This window comes from Streptomyces sp. NPDC049970 (genome assembly GCF_040660235.1).
Taxonomy (GTDB): domain Bacteria; phylum Actinomycetota; class Actinomycetes; order Streptomycetales; family Streptomycetaceae; genus Streptomyces.
On the sequence record NZ_JBFALP010000001.1, the window covers coordinates 510,194 to 524,970 of the forward strand.

General features: G+C 72.6%; 13 protein-coding genes. 3 read left to right on the top strand and 10 right to left on the bottom strand.

Annotation, left to right across the window (positions count from 1 at the left end; all coding sequences use genetic code 11):
- Positions 1-216 precede the first annotated feature (216 nt).
- Positions 217-2,106: an ABC transporter ATP-binding protein gene (locus AB0I83_RS02185; RefSeq protein WP_363303263.1), complete on the bottom strand. Its 1,890-nt coding sequence runs from the start codon at positions 2,104-2,106 to the stop codon at positions 217-219.
- A 323-nt stretch (positions 2,107-2,429) separates the two neighbouring features.
- Between AB0I83_RS02185 and AB0I83_RS02190 the strand changes: the two genes are divergently transcribed.
- The gene (locus AB0I83_RS02190; RefSeq protein ID WP_363303264.1) at positions 2,430-2,981 is read left to right on the top strand and encodes an EF-hand domain-containing protein; all 552 of its coding nucleotides are present in this window, start codon (positions 2,430-2,432) and stop codon (positions 2,979-2,981) included.
- 325 nt (positions 2,982-3,306) lie between these two features.
- On the opposite strand, the gene AB0I83_RS02195 is transcribed toward AB0I83_RS02190, so the two are convergent.
- The 4 genes from AB0I83_RS02195 to xylB all read right to left on the bottom strand — a co-directional run bounded on the left by AB0I83_RS02195 (position 3,307) and on the right by xylB (position 7,616).
- Positions 3,307-3,678, bottom strand: coding sequence for a hypothetical protein (locus tag AB0I83_RS02195; protein WP_363303265.1), 372 nt, complete (start codon positions 3,676-3,678; stop codon positions 3,307-3,309).
- Between the two features lie 263 nt (positions 3,679-3,941).
- The gene (locus AB0I83_RS02200; RefSeq protein ID WP_356530404.1) at positions 3,942-4,781 is read right to left on the bottom strand and encodes a hypothetical protein; all 840 of its coding nucleotides are present in this window, start codon (positions 4,779-4,781) and stop codon (positions 3,942-3,944) included.
- Positions 4,781-6,058 carry a VWA domain-containing protein gene (locus AB0I83_RS02205; RefSeq protein ID WP_363303266.1) on the bottom strand — a complete coding sequence of 426 codons (1,278 nt, stop codon included), beginning with the start codon at positions 6,056-6,058 and terminating at the stop codon, positions 4,781-4,783. The genes AB0I83_RS02200 and AB0I83_RS02205 overlap by 1 nt, the downstream gene beginning before the upstream one ends.
- 70 nt (positions 6,059-6,128) lie before the next feature.
- Positions 6,129-7,616: a xylulokinase gene (gene xylB, locus AB0I83_RS02210; RefSeq protein WP_363303267.1), complete on the bottom strand. Its 1,488-nt coding sequence runs from the start codon at positions 7,614-7,616 to the stop codon at positions 6,129-6,131.
- A gap of 222 nt (positions 7,617-7,838) precedes the next feature.
- Here xylB and xylA point away from each other — a divergent pair, with 222 nt between their 5' ends.
- Complete coding sequence (xylA, locus tag AB0I83_RS02215) at positions 7,839-9,008, top strand: xylose isomerase (protein WP_363303268.1); 1,170 nt, start codon at positions 7,839-7,841, stop codon at positions 9,006-9,008.
- Positions 9,009-9,128: 120 nt separating this feature from the next.
- On the opposite strand, the gene AB0I83_RS02220 is transcribed toward xylA, so the two are convergent.
- The 5 genes from AB0I83_RS02220 to AB0I83_RS02240 form a co-directional block, all read right to left on the bottom strand.
- Positions 9,129-10,385, bottom strand: coding sequence for an ROK family protein (locus AB0I83_RS02220; protein WP_363303269.1), 1,257 nt, complete (start codon positions 10,383-10,385; stop codon positions 9,129-9,131).
- Positions 10,386-10,454: 69 nt separating this feature from the next.
- On the bottom strand, positions 10,455-11,762 hold the full coding sequence (locus tag AB0I83_RS02225; protein ID WP_363303270.1) for a phytase: 1,308 nt from the start codon (positions 11,760-11,762) through the stop codon (positions 10,455-10,457).
- A 224-nt stretch (positions 11,763-11,986) separates the two neighbouring features.
- Positions 11,987-12,655 (bottom strand): DUF305 domain-containing protein, encoded by a 669-nt coding sequence (locus AB0I83_RS02230; RefSeq protein ID WP_363303271.1) that lies wholly within the window; start codon positions 12,653-12,655, stop codon positions 11,987-11,989.
- Positions 12,652-13,302, bottom strand: coding sequence for a DUF3105 domain-containing protein (locus AB0I83_RS02235; protein ID WP_356530393.1), 651 nt, complete (start codon positions 13,300-13,302; stop codon positions 12,652-12,654). Before AB0I83_RS02235 ends, AB0I83_RS02230 begins: the two co-directional genes overlap by 4 nt.
- Before the next feature lie 103 nt (positions 13,303-13,405).
- A complete protein-coding gene (locus AB0I83_RS02240) occupies positions 13,406-13,828 on the bottom strand; it encodes a hypothetical protein (protein WP_363303272.1) in 423 nt (140 codons plus the stop codon).
- 71 nt (positions 13,829-13,899) lie between these two features.
- Here AB0I83_RS02240 and AB0I83_RS02245 point away from each other — a divergent pair, with 71 nt between their 5' ends.
- The gene (locus tag AB0I83_RS02245) at positions 13,900-14,769 is read left to right on the top strand and encodes a phospholipid scramblase-related protein (protein ID WP_363303273.1); all 870 of its coding nucleotides are present in this window, start codon (positions 13,900-13,902) and stop codon (positions 14,767-14,769) included.
- The last annotated feature ends 8 nt before the right edge of the window (positions 14,770-14,777 follow it).

A 14,777-nucleotide genomic window follows, 5' to 3' on the forward strand; every position in this document is an offset into this window, starting at 1 on the left:
CGTACCCGGTTTCGGCGTGGAGGGCTGTTCGGACCCGGCAGGTCTCCGGACCGCCGGGCCCGCCGTCACCGGCCTCGCGGGCACCGGGCCCGTCCGGCCCGACGGCCACCGGTCACGTTACGAGCGCCTCGCGACCGCGCGCAACGCCGACAGGCCGTGCCCCGCGCCCGTCGCCGCCGTCCGCGGGCGCGCTCGCGGACGGCCACGCCCACCAGGTCAGACGACCGGACGTGCCGGCTCCGGGCCGGGGCGCTCGAACTGGGTGCGGTGCAGCTCCTCGTACCGCCCTCCGGCGGCCAGCAGTTCGTCGTGCGTGCCCCGTTCGACGACGCGGCCCGCCTCGACGACCAGGATCAGATCGGCGGATCGCACCGTCGAGAGCCGGTGGGCGATCACCACCGCGGTGCGGCCCTCCAGCGCCTCGGCAAGCGCCTCCTGGACCGCCGCCTCCGAGGTGGAGTCCAGGTGCGCGGTCGCCTCGTCGAGGATCACCACCCGCTGACGGGCCAGCAGCAGACGTGCGATGGTGAGCCGTTGGCGCTCACCTCCGGAAAGGCGGTAGCCGCGCTCGCCGACGACCGTGTCGAGGCCCTCGGGCAGGGAGGCCACCAGGCCGTCCAGACGGGACCGGCGCAGCGCGTCCCAGATCTCCTCCTCGGTGGCCTCCGGGCGGGCGAGCAGCAGATTGGCACGCACCGACTCGTGGAAGAGGTGGCCGTCCTGGGTCACCATGCCGAGCGTCTCGCGGATCGACGCGGCGGTCAGATCGCGTACGTCGACCCCGTTCAGGCGTACGGCGCCGGCATCGGCGTCGTACAGGCGGGGGAGCAGCTGCGCGATCGTCGACTTGCCCGCCCCGGACGAGCCGACGAGCGCGACCATCCGTCCCGGCCCGGCCGTGAAGGAGACGTCGTGCAGCACCGTCGCACCGTCCCCCTTGTCCAGTGCGGCCACCTCTTCGAGCGAGGCGAGGGAGACCTTGTCGGCGGACGGGTAGCCGAACGACACACCGTCGAACTCGACGGACACCGGCCCGTCCGGCACCCGGCGGGCGCCGGGCTTCTCGGCGATCAGAGGCCGGAGGTCGAGGATCTCGAAGACCCGCTCGAAGCTGACCAGCGCGCTCATGACCTCGACACGGGCTCCTGCCAGCGCGGTGAGCGGCGCGTAGAGCCGGGTGAGCAGCAGGGCCAGGGCCACGACGGCTCCGGGCTCCAGGCTGCCGCGCAACGCGTAGAAGCCGCCGAGCCCGTAGACCAGGGCGAGGGCCAGCGCCGACACCAGGGTCAGCGCCGTGATGAAGGTGGACTGCAGCATGGCCGTGCGGATACCGATGTCGCGCACCCGGCCCGCGCGGGCGGCGAACGCGGCGGACTCGTCGGCGGGACGGCCGAAGAGCTTGATCAGCGTCGCGCCCGGCGCCGAGAAGCGCTCGGTCATCTGCGTCCCCATCGTGGCGTTGTGGCCCGCCGCCTCCCGCTGGAGAGCCGCCATCCGCGAGCCCATACGGCGGGCGGGGACGACGAACACCGGCAGCAGCACCAGCGCGAGCAGTGTGATCTGCCAGGAGATCGTGAGCATCACGCCCAGGGTCAGGAGCAGCGTGACGATGTTGGAGACGACACCGGAAAGGGTGTTGCTGAACGCCCGCTGGGCGCCGATCACATCGTTGTTGAGCCGGCTCACGAGCGCGCCGGTCCGGGTGCGGGTGAAGAACGCGACCGGCATCCGCTGGACGTGGTCGAAGACGGCGGTCCGCAGGTCGAGGATCAGCCCCTCACCGAGGGTCGCCGAGAGCCACCGTACGAGGAGCCCGAGACCCGCCTCGGCCACGGCGATCAGCGCGATGAGCAGGGCGAGTCGCGTGACCGTCCCCTGGTCCTCGCCCCGCACGATCGCGTCGACGACACGGCCCGCCAGCAACGGTGTGGCCACCGCCAGGAGTGCGGTGACCACACTGAGCAGCAGGAAACGGCCGATCCGGGCCCGGTGCGGCCGGGCGAACGCCGCGATGCGGCGCAGGGTGGCCCGCGAGAAGGGCCTGCGGTCCTCCTGCGCGTTCATCGTGCTGTGCAGTGAGTGCCACGCGGTGACTTCCATGTCCATGGGGGTGCCTCCGTAGTCGTTCGGTACGCACGGAACGCTAGGACCTCAACGAAACTTGAGGTCAAGTGTTCCTGCCGGTTTCACCCGGCGGAGCGGTCGGCGCGCCCGCACGTCGCCATGACGTCCCGGTCAGCCTGCACGGTCGGGGTGGGAACGGGGTGGACCGCGCCCGGATCAACCTCCGGTGACGGGGGAACCGCTTTCGGGCCCCCATTCCGCCCCTTGATCACCGATACGGGTGATCATCTGGGCATCTTCGCCCCTGGGAGGGGGCCGTGATCGATCCTGACCAGGTCAGAACCTGATCACGGAAAGGGATAACCATGACCACTGCGACGCAGGACACCATCACCGTCAAGCTGGAGCGCGCCTTCGACCAGATGGATGCCAACCAGGACGGCTACCTCGACTGGTCGGACTACCAGAAGCTCGCGGACCGCTACATCCAGGGGTACGGCCTTTCCAGGGACGACCGCCGGACCAGGGCGCTCCAGACCTTCTGCCAGATCTTCTGGCTGGAGTTGCTGCGTCACGCCGACGTGGACGGGGACCGGCTCACCAAGGACCAGTTCGTCGTCGCCAACCGCCTCGCGGTCATGGACACCAGCCGCCTCAACGTGACCGAGGGCGGCGGCCACGCGATCTTCGACGTCATCGATGCCGACGGCGACAACGAGATCAGCAAGGACGAGTTCGCCCGTCTCATGCGAGACGTCTGGAAGCACGACTCACCGGAGACGATGGACCTGTTCACCAAGCTGGACACCGACGGGGACGGGGCACTCTCCCGCCACGAGTTCATCCGCGCGGTACGCGAGCACTTCCTCTCCAACGACCCCGACGCCCCGGGCAGCATCTTCTTCGGCCACATCTGACCCACCGGCTCACGGCCCCCTTTGGCGCACCGGGGGGCGGTGGGCGCGGACGGTGCGGGGGAGCGGGGCTGCCGGGCGCTCTGACCTCCCGGTGGTCTCCGGTCCTGCTTCCAGTGCCGTGCCGTGCGACAGGGTTCCGGGCAGTCCCACTGAGTCGGGGGTGCCCGGAACTCCACTCGAACGCCGCTGAACCTCTGTGTCAGACCCGGGTCTCATGAGGTGCTCGCCGAGCAGAACACCGCATGCGGGCGGGCATCCGGCCTCAGTGGTCCACCACAGCCCTCACAGCGCTCGCCATGGGACTGGAAACGGGTTCTCAAGGCCGTCAGGCGCCCGAGGGCGACGGGATCGAACCGGCCGCCGCCCGCACCGCCGCCGCTGAAGCACTGTCAGGATCCTCTGCGCCGGAGGCCGCTTGCGGGCAGGAGGGCTCGTCCCCGCGCAGGCACGTGTGGGTCCACGCGGGCGCCCCGCCCACGGCCGGCCGCAACGCCGGCAGGCCCGGACGCGGTTCGGTACGCAACAGGTCCTGCCAGCCGGCCCGCCAGCGCTCGGTCACCACAGGTCCGGGGCCGGACAGCACCGCCGCCGCGTTCCGCGGGTGCGGGGTCGGCGGGTGCGGGGTCAGCAGGGCCGGGTGGAGGGCGGCGAGGAGCAGCGCGCCCAGCGCAATGCCCGCCCGCTGTGCGGTGCGCACGGTCAGCACCACCCCGAGGTGCGGGGGCGCGAGACGGGAAGCCTCGCTGGAATCAGGGGGATGCGCCCGCCGAGGGCCGTGGCACGGGCCGCCGCGCGGAGGCCCGTGCTGCCGGAGGCGGCCGGGAAGTCGTTCATGGCGCAAGCCTGACGGCGGCCCGCGCAACAGGGGGCGTTCTGCCGTCTCTTCACCCGTACGGGCGAGTCCGTACCGTGCCGGAGGGACGCGGGCCGTCGGCGGCCCTCCGGCACGGTGCGGCGGCCTCAGACGCCTTGAGGCGCCCGGCCGGGGCGGCCGCCGCCGCGGGTCAGGGAGTAGCCGAACACGGCTGCCAGCGCGGCGAGTACACCGCCGCCCACCGTCCACAGCCACCGGTCGGTCCACCAGCCGGAGGACCAGCCGTCCTCCGGTCCGCTGCCCGACGAGCCGCCGGACCGTGCCGAGGCGGACGCCTGGCCGGCGGAGGAGGCGCCGGGCACCAGGGGCTCCGCGAGCGCGCCGTCCACGTCGTGGGAGCCGCCCCGGTCCGCCGAGGTGACACGGGTCTCGACGTGGACCGGGAGCCCCAGGTCGTCGTCCGCCACGCCGACCACGGTCAGGCGGACGTAGTAGCTGCCCGGCAGCGGGTCCGACGCCCACGGCTCGGACCAGGCGCGCACGGTGCGCAGGACACAGGACAACTCGACGGTGCCCGCGTCGGGCGCCGCCTTCCTGGTCTGGTGGCCGTATACGCACGCCTGACGACGGCGGAGCCCGTCGTACACGTCGACCTGCCAGGTCGCCGCGCCGTGCCGAGTGGCTTCCTGAGGGAAACTCACCTTGGCCCGTACGGTGGCCTGTTGGCCCGCGTCGGCGGGGAAGGCCCAGTACAGGTAGTCGCCCGTGGACGCGTCCGCCGTGGCTTTCGTGCCCTGCTGGATCGCCGTCGCGGTGCGGAAGGTGGTGCCGGCTTCCGTCGGCCCGGCGGCCTCGCCGTCGGCGGGGCTCGCGCTCGCGGACGGGTCGTCGGCCACGGCGGCCCCGGCCGAGGTGAACAGGGCGGCTCCGGCGAGCAGTACGCCCAGGAGACCGCGTTCGAGCGTGCTTCTGCGGGTGGTACGCATCAGTTGGTCCTCCATACGGCGACGCGCCAGCGCGAGATCCAGCCGATCAGCAGACCGGCGATCAGTCCGGTCAGGACCATGACCCCCAGGAGCCACCAGCCCCGCCCGAGGCCGAAGGCCGCCGGGTCGGAGGCCTCGTCGGGTGCGTCCACCAGGTCGATGGTCAGCTCGACGGGCATACCGGGGGTCCTCTTCACGGACGAGGGCGCCGAGAAGGAGTTGCTGAGCTGGAGGCAGACGGACTCGGGGGCGGGTGCTTCGCCGTCGTCCGTCTCGTCCTCCTCCGCCTTCGGATAGCGCAGCCCGGACGAGATCACGTCCGTGCGCCCGGTACCCGCCTCCGAGCCGCGCACGATCTCGCGGCCGTGCCCGGTCACCGCGCGCAGCAGCACGCCGTAGTCGTTGTCGACGGCACGGTCCGCCGCCACGCTGACGGAGGCGCGCAGCTCCTGACCCGGAGCCACATCCACGCGGTACCAGCGGTGTTTGCCGATCTCCTGGCGGTCGGTGTAGAGGCCGGCCTTCAGTTCGGGGGCCGCCGAGCAGCTGCCCGCGCCCTCGGTCGCCACGGGGGTGACGACGGGTTCCGCTGCCCGGTCGACCAACTGCTTCACGCGGCCCGAGAGTTCGTCGGTGTGCTGGACCGCCGTGTACGTGCCGCCGGTGGCCTCGGCGATGCAGGTGAGCTGCTGCCGGATCTTGGCGTTCGGCACCAGGCCGAGCGTGTCGATGACCAGGTGGATTCCCCGGGCCGCGATGTCACGCGCGACCTCGCAGGGGTCCAGCGGACCGCAGGTGTCCTCGCCGTCGGTGATCAGGACAATCCGCCGGGTGGCGTCGCCGCCCTCCAGGTCGTCGGCGGCACCGAGCAGGGCGGGGCCGATCGGGGTCCAGCCGGTCGGTGCCAGAGTGGCGACGGCGGTCTTGGCCTCGGTGCGGTCGAGCGGGCCGACCGGGTAGAGCTGCTTGGTGTCCTTGCAGCCGACCTTCCGGTCGTCCCCCGGATAGTCGGCGCCGAGGGTGCGGATGCCGAGCTCGACCTCTTCGGGCACCGAGTCGAGGACGTCGTTGAACGCCTGCTTGGCGGCGGATATGCGGGACTCCCCGTCGATGTCGCGGGTGCGCATGGAGCCGCTGACATCGAGGACGAGTTCGACCTTGGGTGATGCGGCGGTGGGGGGTTCGTCGGCGGCGGCCGGGAGGGCGGTGCCGAGCCCGGCGGCCAGGGTGGCGAGCAGGACGCACACCCCGGCCGTCAGCCGTTTTCTTGTGATCATCGCCGGATCCTATTGAAGATCCGCCGCCACCCCCAAAACCGTTCTGCCGCACACGATTTCGGGGCCGCGCTCATCCGCCGAGCAGTGGCTCCGCCGCCCTGCCGAGTACCGAGCCCACGCGCTCCCACGTCTCCGTGTCCCTTTCCAGCGGGGGGAGTTCGGTGTCGGTGGTGTCGCCCCCCGCGTTCCAGCGGGTCGCGATGGCGACCGGGTCGCCGCCGCCCGCCGCGGACGCGGCCAGTGCCGCGGCGCCGAGGGCCACCAGTTCGCCGCTGCCGGGAACGATCAGCGGCCGGCCGGAGAGCCGGCGCACGGTCTCCACCCATGTACGGCCCTGCGCGCCACCGCCGATCAGCCGCAGCGGCCGGCCCGCGACCTCCGGGTCGGCCGGGTCCAGGCCGCACGCCCGCAGGAGTTCGTCCAGCGCCCGCAGCACGGTGAAGGCCGCGCCCTCGTAGGCGGCGCCCAGCAGTTGCTGCGGTGTCGTGTCGTGCCGGAGCCCGGTGAGGAGACCCGACGAGGTGGGCAGGTCCGGGGTGCGCTCGCCGTCCAGGTAGGGAAGGAGGACGGCCTCGCCGCCCGGCGTCGAGTCGTCGCGGTGCAGACCGAGCAGGGTGGCCACCTTGTCGACGGCCAGTGTGCAGTTGAGGGTGCAGGCCAGCGGGAGGTACGTACCGTCTGCCGCGGCGAATCCGGAGAGTGCGGTGGAGGCGGGCCTGGTGCGCGAGGCGGCGAAGACCGTGCCCGAGGTGCCGAGGCTGAGCACGGGGTGGTCGAGCAGCCCGGCGCCGCCGAGGCCGAGGCCGACGCCGGCACTCATGTTGTCACCGGTGCCCGCCGCGACGGCGATCCCGGCGGGCAGGCCGAGCGCCTCCGCCGCGGATGCAGTCAGGGAGCCGACCCGGGTCCCTCCCGTGGCGGCCACCTCCGGCAGCATCGCCGTGTCCAGGCCGAGGAGGTCCAGGAGTCCGGGGTCGTAGGTCCCCGTCGCCGTCGAGTACCAGCAGGTGCCCGACGCGTCGCCGGGGTCGGTCGCCGCCGCGCCCGAGAGCCGCTCGGTGAGGAAGTCGTGAGGCAGCCGCACGGCTGCCGTCGCCTCGGCGTTCGCCGGGTCGTTCTCGCGCAGCCACCGCCACTTCGTGGCGGTCATGGAGGCGACGGGCACCGTGCCGGTGCGCGCGGTCCAGGCCTCCGGCCCGCCCAGTTCGGCCACGAGCGCCGCCGCCTGCGGCGCGGAGCGGGTGTCGTTCCACAGGAGTGCGGGGCGCAGCGGGCGGCCGGACCGGTCGAGCACCACGAGGCCGTGCTGCTGCCCGGCGACGGCGATGCCGGTGACGGCGGACGGGGAGACGCCGGACTCCTTGAGCCCCGCCGCGACGGCGTCGCACAGCGCGCGCCACCAGACCTCGGGGTCGCTCTCGCGCGCCCCGCCCTCGCCCGTGACCACGTGCGGCGCCCGGCCGACGGCGAGCAGCTCACCCGTCTCGGTGTCGGTGACTGCGGCCTTGGTGGACTGGGTGGAGCTGTCCACACCGATGACGACGGAACGCGGCGGCATGGGCTTACCTCTTCTCGTGCGGTGTCCGGACTGTGCGCATTTTGGGAGTGCGACAAACAAATTACGTGATCGGCGCCGCCCGGAACAGGGGCGTCGCTCGTTTCGTCGCCCGGGGGGTTACGTCCCCGGGGTGCCGTGTGCATAATTAATCATGTCAGTGAACAAATAGGCCCGGACGGCGACGACGGTCCCGGACCGCAGGCAGTCGAAGGCGGACAGACGATGACGGAACGCTTCACCCCCACCCCCGCGGACAGGTTCACCTTCGGTCTCTGGACCGTGGGCTGGCGGGGCAACGACCCGTTCGGTGAGCCGACGCGCCCCGCGCTGGACCCGGTCGAGTCGGTCGAGCGGCTCGCCGAGCTCGGCGCCCACGGTGTCACCTTCCACGACGACGACCTGATCCCGTTCGGATCCACCGACGCCGAGCGCGCCCGGCTCGTCGGACGGTTCAAGGACGCCCTGGAGCGCACCGGGATGAAGGTCCCGATGGCCACCACCAACCTGTTCACCCACCCGGTGTTCAAGGACGGCGGCTTCACCTCCAACGACCGCGACGTACGCCGCTTCGCCCTGCGCAAGGTCATCCGCAACATCGACCTCGCCGTCGAGCTCGGCGCCAGCACCTACGTGGCCTGGGGTGGCCGCGAAGGTGCCGAGTCCGGCGCCGCCAAGGACGTCCGCGTAGCCCTGGACCGTATGAAGGAGGCCTTCGACCTCCTCGGCGACTACGTCACCGAACAGGGCTACGACCTGCGCTTCGCCATCGAGCCCAAGCCCAACGAGCCCCGCGGCGACATCCTCCTGCCCACCGTCGGCCACGCCCTGGCCTTCATCGAGCGCCTGGAGCGCCCCGAGCTGGTCGGTGTGAACCCCGAGACCGGCCACGAGCAGATGGCCGGACTCAACTTCCCGCACGGCATCGCCCAGGCACTGTGGGCCGGCAAGCTCTTCCACATCGACCTCAACGGCCAGTCCGGCATCAAGTACGACCAGGACTTCCGCTTCGGCGCCGGCGACCTGCGCCAGGCCTTCTGGCTCGTCGACCTCCTGGAGACGTCGGACTACGAAGGTTCCCTGCACTTCGACTTCAAGCCCGTGCGCACCGACGGCATCGACGGTGTCTGGGAGTCCGCGAAGAACTGCATGCGCAACTACCTCATCCTCAAGGAGCGCGCCGCCGCCTTCCGCGCCGACCCCGCGGTCCAGGAGGCCCTCACCGCCTCCCGCCTGGACGAACTCGCCCGCCCCACCGCCGACGACGGCCTCAAGGCCCTCCTCGCCGACCGCAGCGCCTACGAGGACTTCGACGCCGGCACGGCCGCCGAACGCTCCATGGCCTTCGAAGCCCTGGACCAGCTCGCCATGGAACACCTCCTCGGCGTCCGCTGACCCGGCCGGATCAAGGGCGGCCGACGGCACGACCGCAGTCGGCCACGTCCCGGGGCGCGCGACGGCTCCACCGTCGCGCGCCCCCCACCCGCGTGCGGGGGCGGGCGGCCGGGGGACCAGTCAGGGGTGTGCCGGGGCGGGAGCGGCGTACGCGACCGGGTCGGCCAGTACGTCCTGCACCACCAGCGCCGCCGCGCCCCGTGCCGCGTCGCCCGCGACGGACGACGCCCGCAGCCTGCCGCCACCGCGGGACCACAGGCCGGACACCACACGGTCCGTCAGTTCCTCGTCGGCGGGCGGCGACAGCCACGGCATCAGGCCCCGGTATATCCCGCCGAGCACCACCGCGTCCGGATCGAAGAGGTTCACCGCGCCGGACAGCACCTGGCCCAGCATCCGGCCCGCTTCGCCCACCGCGCCGAGCGCCCGTGGGTCACCCGCCTGGGCACGCCGCTCCAGTTCCATCACACCGGCGGCCCCGCCACCGGCCACGTCGACACCGGCCGCCCTCAGCAGGGCCGACTGGCCGGCGTACTGCTCAAGGCAGCCGCGCGAGCCGCACCGGCACCCGGGCCCCGCCGGATCCACCACCACGTGCCCGATCTCCCCGGCGAAGCCGTGCGCCCCGCGCAGCAGTTCACCGTCGAGGACCAGGGCGCCGCCGACGCCGATCTCGCCCGTCAGGTACAGAAAGCTGCGGACCGCGCCGAGCCCGCCGAACCACAGCTCGGCCAGCGCCGCCAGGTTCGCCTCGTTCTCGGAGCGCACCGGAAGCGGGCCGGTCCCTGGGCGGAGGCCGGCGAGTGCCTCGGCGAACAGGTCCTCGGCGGCGACCTCGTTCCACCCCAGGTTCGGTGCCTGCCGCACGGACCCGTCCGAGACGAGTCCGGGCAGCGCGAGCGCCCCGCCGACCGGGTACAGGTCCTGCTCCCGCGCGGAGTCCAGAGTGCGTGCGGCGATCCCGGCAGCCCTGGCCAGCACCTCCCCGGGCGGCGCCCCGCGGTTGTCCAGGTGCTCGGTCTGCCTGACCCGGCCGGTGCCGGCGAGATCCACGACGCACACCGAGACGTAGTCGATGTTGATCTCCACGCCCAGCCCGGCGGGCCCGGTGCGCGCCACCTTCAGGGCCGTGCCGGGGCGGCCCGCCTGCCCGCTGAACGTCTTGCCCGACTCGGTGACGAAACCGCTGTCCAGCAACTGCTCGACCAGGGAGGAGACCGCGGCCCGGGTGAGCCCCACCCGGGCCGACACACCGGCCCGGGTGGCCTCGCCGGCCTCGCCCTCGTCCCGCACGGCGCGCAGCACGAGGCTCAGGTTGTGCCGTCGCACCGTGTCCTTGTCGGCCTTGGACCCCAGGGGCGTGAGGTAGCTATTCATATCGTCGACGAGCCTATGTGATGCCCGCCCCGCACCGGTCGCGGTCCGCGGCCGGTTTCCGGCATCGAGCTACATGCCCGTCGCGTTCCTCAGCGCACCCAGGTCGACGAACTTGAAGCCGGTCGCCTCCCTGCCCTCCTCGTCGCCCGACGCCGAGGTCTCGTGCCCGTCCTGGACCACGAGCAGGCCGTGCGGGTAGAGGGAGCCCAGCGGCTCGTTGAGCACGGCGGCGCCGTCGCACTCCTCGCTGCCGTCGAGGTCGGCCGACACGGCGGTGATCCGGAAGCCGCCCTCGTACTTGTTGCGCCCGCGCTCGGAGACCTCCCGGTCGTACAGGGCGAAGCTGTCGTCGCCCTGGCCGGACGCCATCAGATAGCCGTCACCACCGGACTCCCTGAGGAGGGTCAGGCCCTCCACGTCCGCGGCCAGGTGCCTGCCGCCGTAGCCCGGGTCCGCGCCGGGAGCGCACTCCTCGGTCTCCGGGTCGTACGTCCCCGGGACGCCGTACTCCCTGACCTTGTCCACCAGGACCGGGCGGCCGTTCAGGCCGGCCGGCAGACGCCAGATCCCGACGTCCTCCTGGCCCGCGTAGAGCGTGCCGCTGTCAGGGTCGACGACCATGCCCTCGACCTGCGGCAGCTCGCCCGGCTCGGCGCACGGCGTCCACGAGGTGCCGTCCGGGAGCCGGAAGGACGACGGGAGCGTGAGGGTGCGCACCAGGCGGTAGCCCACCGTGCCCCTCGCCGTCGGCCGCAGCTCCAGCAGCGCGAGGTCGGTGGTGTTGCGCCGGCTCACCAGCGCGTACGAGCGCCCGCTCGCGCGGTCCTGCCAGGCGGCCAGGCCGTAGGCGGTCCGCTGCTCGTCGATCTCGGCCTGGTCCGCCGAGAAGACCGGGGCGGCGGCTGGATCCGTGACGTCCTTCAGCGGGCCTCCGCGCCGGGAGGGGTCGATGCGGTAGACGCGGAGGCGGTCGTTGCCCCGGTCGCTCACCACGGCCACGTCCGCGCGGCCCGACGGGGTGCGCAGCCCGGTGACGAGGTCGACGTTGTTGAACCTGCCCGGGGCGGCGCCCTCCGTCGTGGGCGGGGGAGCCGGGACGGACTGGACCAGGGACGCGTCCAGTCCGTAGACCCGCAGACCGCCCTCCTTGGCGGTGGCGACGACCAGGCTGCGCGCGGGGTCGGCGTTGTCGCGCCAGATCGCCGGGTCGTCGGCGTCGGAGTTGCCGCCCGCCTCGTCGTCGTACAGCGCGGCCGTCTCGGCCTTCGCGCCCACGGCCGGGAGCGACCGGGCGTGGGCGGGGGACGACGGGACGAGGACGAGGAGTGCCGCGCCGAGGACGGTGGCCGCCAGGCGGGGTGAGCGCTGCATGCGCACGGATGCTTCCTGTCGTGAGAGGGACTTGTCCATGACTCGTCAGGAAGTGTCGGGTGGCGCGGCGGTGTCAGGGTGTCGAGTTGATGAGAGCGGCATGGGCGCCAGGTGAATTCGCTGTGGTGCCGAGCCCGGGACGGCCGAGCCCGGGACGGCCGAGCCCGGGGCGGCCGGGCCTGGGTACGGCGAGACCTCCCGCCGTACCCAGGCTCGGTGCCGCCGCCGACTCAGGGCCGCGCGCCCCGGGCCTCCAGCATGTCCGCCATGAGCGAGATCTCCGACTCCTGGGCGCGGGCCATGCCTGCGGCCAGCTCCCTGATCTCGTCCGTGGACGCCGAACCGGCCGCTGCCCGGGCCATGTCGGCGCCCGCGCGGTGGTGGACCGTCATGAGCCGCAGGAAGACGACCTCCGCCGACCTGCCGTCGGCCGCCCGCAGCCGGTCCAGTTGCGTGTCGGTCGCCATGCCCGGCATGAGAGCCCCGTCCGCCGCGGTGGCGGGGTGGCCCATCCACTCCATGGGCGGCCGTTCCGAGCTCTTGGGCATGTCCCAGGACTCCAGCCAGCCCAGCATCATGCCCCGCTGGTTGGCCTGGGTGTTGATGATGTCGTACGCGAGGCGGCGTACGTCCTCGTCGTCGGTACGGTCCCGGACGAGGAAGGACATCTCCACCGCCTGCTGGTGGTGGACCGACATGTCCCGCGCGAACCCCACGTCGGCCGACCCCTCCGCGGGTGCGGAGGCGGAGCCCCCGGAACGGGACGAGGAGCCCCCGGTGCCGGACGGGGAGGCCGCGGACGGTCGCACGACCATCAGCAGCACCAGCCCCACGGCCACCAGGAACACCAGCGCCCCCGCCCACACCAGCGAACGGGGAGCGGGCGCCGCCGAGCTCACTTGGCCACCCCGCCGGAGCAGGCGGCGCCCGGCTCCGGGGTCTGCGGACCCTGGACGTACTTGGTGAAGAACTGGCCGACCCGCGCGTCCGTGGCGCTCTTCACCGTGACCTGCTTCCCCCAGGCGCTGAGGATCAGCGGATCGTCCTGGTCGGCCACGGGGCTCATCAGGGAGTAGGGCGTCTTGGACACGCGCTCGGCGAGCGCCTTGACGTCGGCGTCCTGTGCCTTGTCGTTGTACGTGACCCAGACGGCACCGTGCTCCAGGGAGTGGACGGCGTTCTCGTTCGGTATCGCCTCCGTGTAGACGTCGGCGTCGCAGTTCATCCAGACCGGGTTGTGGTCGCCGCCCACGGGCGGGTTCATCGGGTAGTCGACGGCCTTCTGTACGTGTTCCTGGGTCAGTTTGTCCCAGGAGCGTTCTCCGGTGACGGGGGAGGTCTTGGCCTTGGCCTCCGCCTTGTCCTGCTCGTCGGCGGCCGACATCAGGTAGCCGCCGCCGGCGACGAGGCCGGCCACCACGACGACCGCGGCGGCGATGGTGATGACGCGGCTGCGGCGCTCGCGGGCCCGCTCCTTGCGGCGGGCCTCCTCGAGCTTGGCTCGGCGCCCGGCGGCGGGGCTGTTCTGGTTCTTGGCGGAAGCCATGTCAGGTCCTCGGGTTCAGCGGATTCGGGCGCGCGGAGCGCGCCACGGGGGCGGGTACGGAGAGCCGCTCCGCCGCGTTCGCGACGGGCGGCGGACCGCCGGTCTAGATCCGCTGGACCTGAAGACGCAACTGGTCGACGGCGCCCACGCCGTCGTTGGAGGGCCCCCGGATGGTCCCGGCACCGCAGAGCGGTGCCGCCGCGGGCGCGGCCGAGGGGCAGGGTGGTGCGGCCGGGGCCGGGTGGCCGGGCAGTACGACGGCCGTCGAATGGTCCGTCGCCCCGTGGCAGGAACTGCCGATGCCGCGCTCGCCCGGGGCGTCGGCCACGACGACCGACGCGGCCGCCGCGGGCGTCGGGGTGAAGGCACGAGCAGTGGCTCCGGACGGGGCTCCGGCGTGGGGTGCGGTCGTGGGGTCCGGAGAGCAGCAGAGGAACACGGCCATGAGCGTGAGCACCCAGCCCAGGGCGACGGGCAGGCTGTTCGCGCCCCGCCGCCGGTCCGTGCGCCCACTCGCTCTGGTCATCGCCGCCATCGTAACGGTGTGTGAAACTTCAATGAGTCCGGGCCCACAACCCGGCAGGATAGTGTGCCCCGGTGACGACGCAATCGAACGTACCTGCGGGCTGGCATCCGGATCCCCACGGCGCACCCAAGTTGCTCCGCTACTGGGACGGCTCCCGGTGGACCGAGCACACGCACCCGGCCGAGGGCCAGGCCGCGCCGGCTCAGGCCCCCGTGGCGGGCGGGCCCCAGGCCGCGGTTCCGCAGCAGCAGGCCGCACACCAGCAGTTCGCGCCGCAGCAGGCGGCCCATCAGCAGGGGGCCCCGCAGCAGTACACGCCCCAGCAGGGTGCGCCCGGCGGCGGCTCGCTGTTCAACCAGCAGGTCCTGGTCGTGAACCAGAAGGCCAAGCTGATCGAGGTCACCAACGAGTACCGCGTCTTCGACCAGCAGGGCAACACGGTCGGCTCCGTCGTCCAGGTCGGTCAGAGCGCCCTGCGCAAGGTGCTCAGGTTCGTCTCCAGCATCGACCAGTACCTCACGCACCGCCTGGAGATCCGCGACGCCCACGGGCAGCCGCAACTGCTGCTCACCCGCCCGGCGAAGTTCATCAAGTCCCGGGTCGTCGTGCAGCGCCCCGACGGGCAGCCCGTCGGGGAGATCGTCCAGCAGAACGCCATCGGCAAGATCAACTTCGCCATCATGGCCGACGGTCGTCAGGTCGGGGCGATCAAGGCCGAGAACTGGCGCGCCTGGAACTTCGCCATCGTCGACCACAACGACGCCGAGATCGCCCGGATCACCAAGACCTGGGAAGGTCTGGCGAAGACCATCTTCACGACGGCGGACAACTACGTCCTGCAGATCCACCACCAGCTGCCCGAGCCGCTCCTCAGCCTCGTCGTGGCGACCGCCCTGACGGTGGACACCGCGCTCAAGCAGGACGCCCGCGGCTTCGGCTGATCGTCCGG

Excerpts from the sequence above, each read along its gene's own strand:
- AB0I83_RS02185 (WP_363303263.1), bottom strand. The coding sequence starts at position 2,106 with ATGGACATGGAAGTCACCGCGTGGCACTCACTGCACAGCACGATGAAC.
- AB0I83_RS02240 (WP_363303272.1), bottom strand. The coding sequence starts at position 13,828 with ATGACCAGAGCGAGTGGGCGCACGGACCGGCGGCGGGGCGCGAACAGC.
- AB0I83_RS02190 (WP_363303264.1), top strand. The coding sequence starts at position 2,430 with ATGACCACTGCGACGCAGGACACCATCACCGTCAAGCTGGAGCGCGCC.
- xylA (WP_363303268.1), top strand. The coding sequence starts at position 7,839 with ATGACGGAACGCTTCACCCCCACCCCCGCGGACAGGTTCACCTTCGGT.
- AB0I83_RS02235 (WP_356530393.1), bottom strand. The coding sequence starts at position 13,302 with ATGGCTTCCGCCAAGAACCAGAACAGCCCCGCCGCCGGGCGCCGAGCC.
- AB0I83_RS02220 (WP_363303269.1), bottom strand. The coding sequence starts at position 10,385 with ATGAATAGCTACCTCACGCCCCTGGGGTCCAAGGCCGACAAGGACACG.
- AB0I83_RS02205 (WP_363303266.1), bottom strand. The coding sequence starts at position 6,058 with ATGATCACAAGAAAACGGCTGACGGCCGGGGTGTGCGTCCTGCTCGCC.
- xylB (WP_363303267.1), bottom strand. The coding sequence starts at position 7,616 with ATGCCGCCGCGTTCCGTCGTCATCGGTGTGGACAGCTCCACCCAGTCC.
- AB0I83_RS02200 (WP_356530404.1), bottom strand. The coding sequence starts at position 4,781 with ATGCGTACCACCCGCAGAAGCACGCTCGAACGCGGTCTCCTGGGCGTA.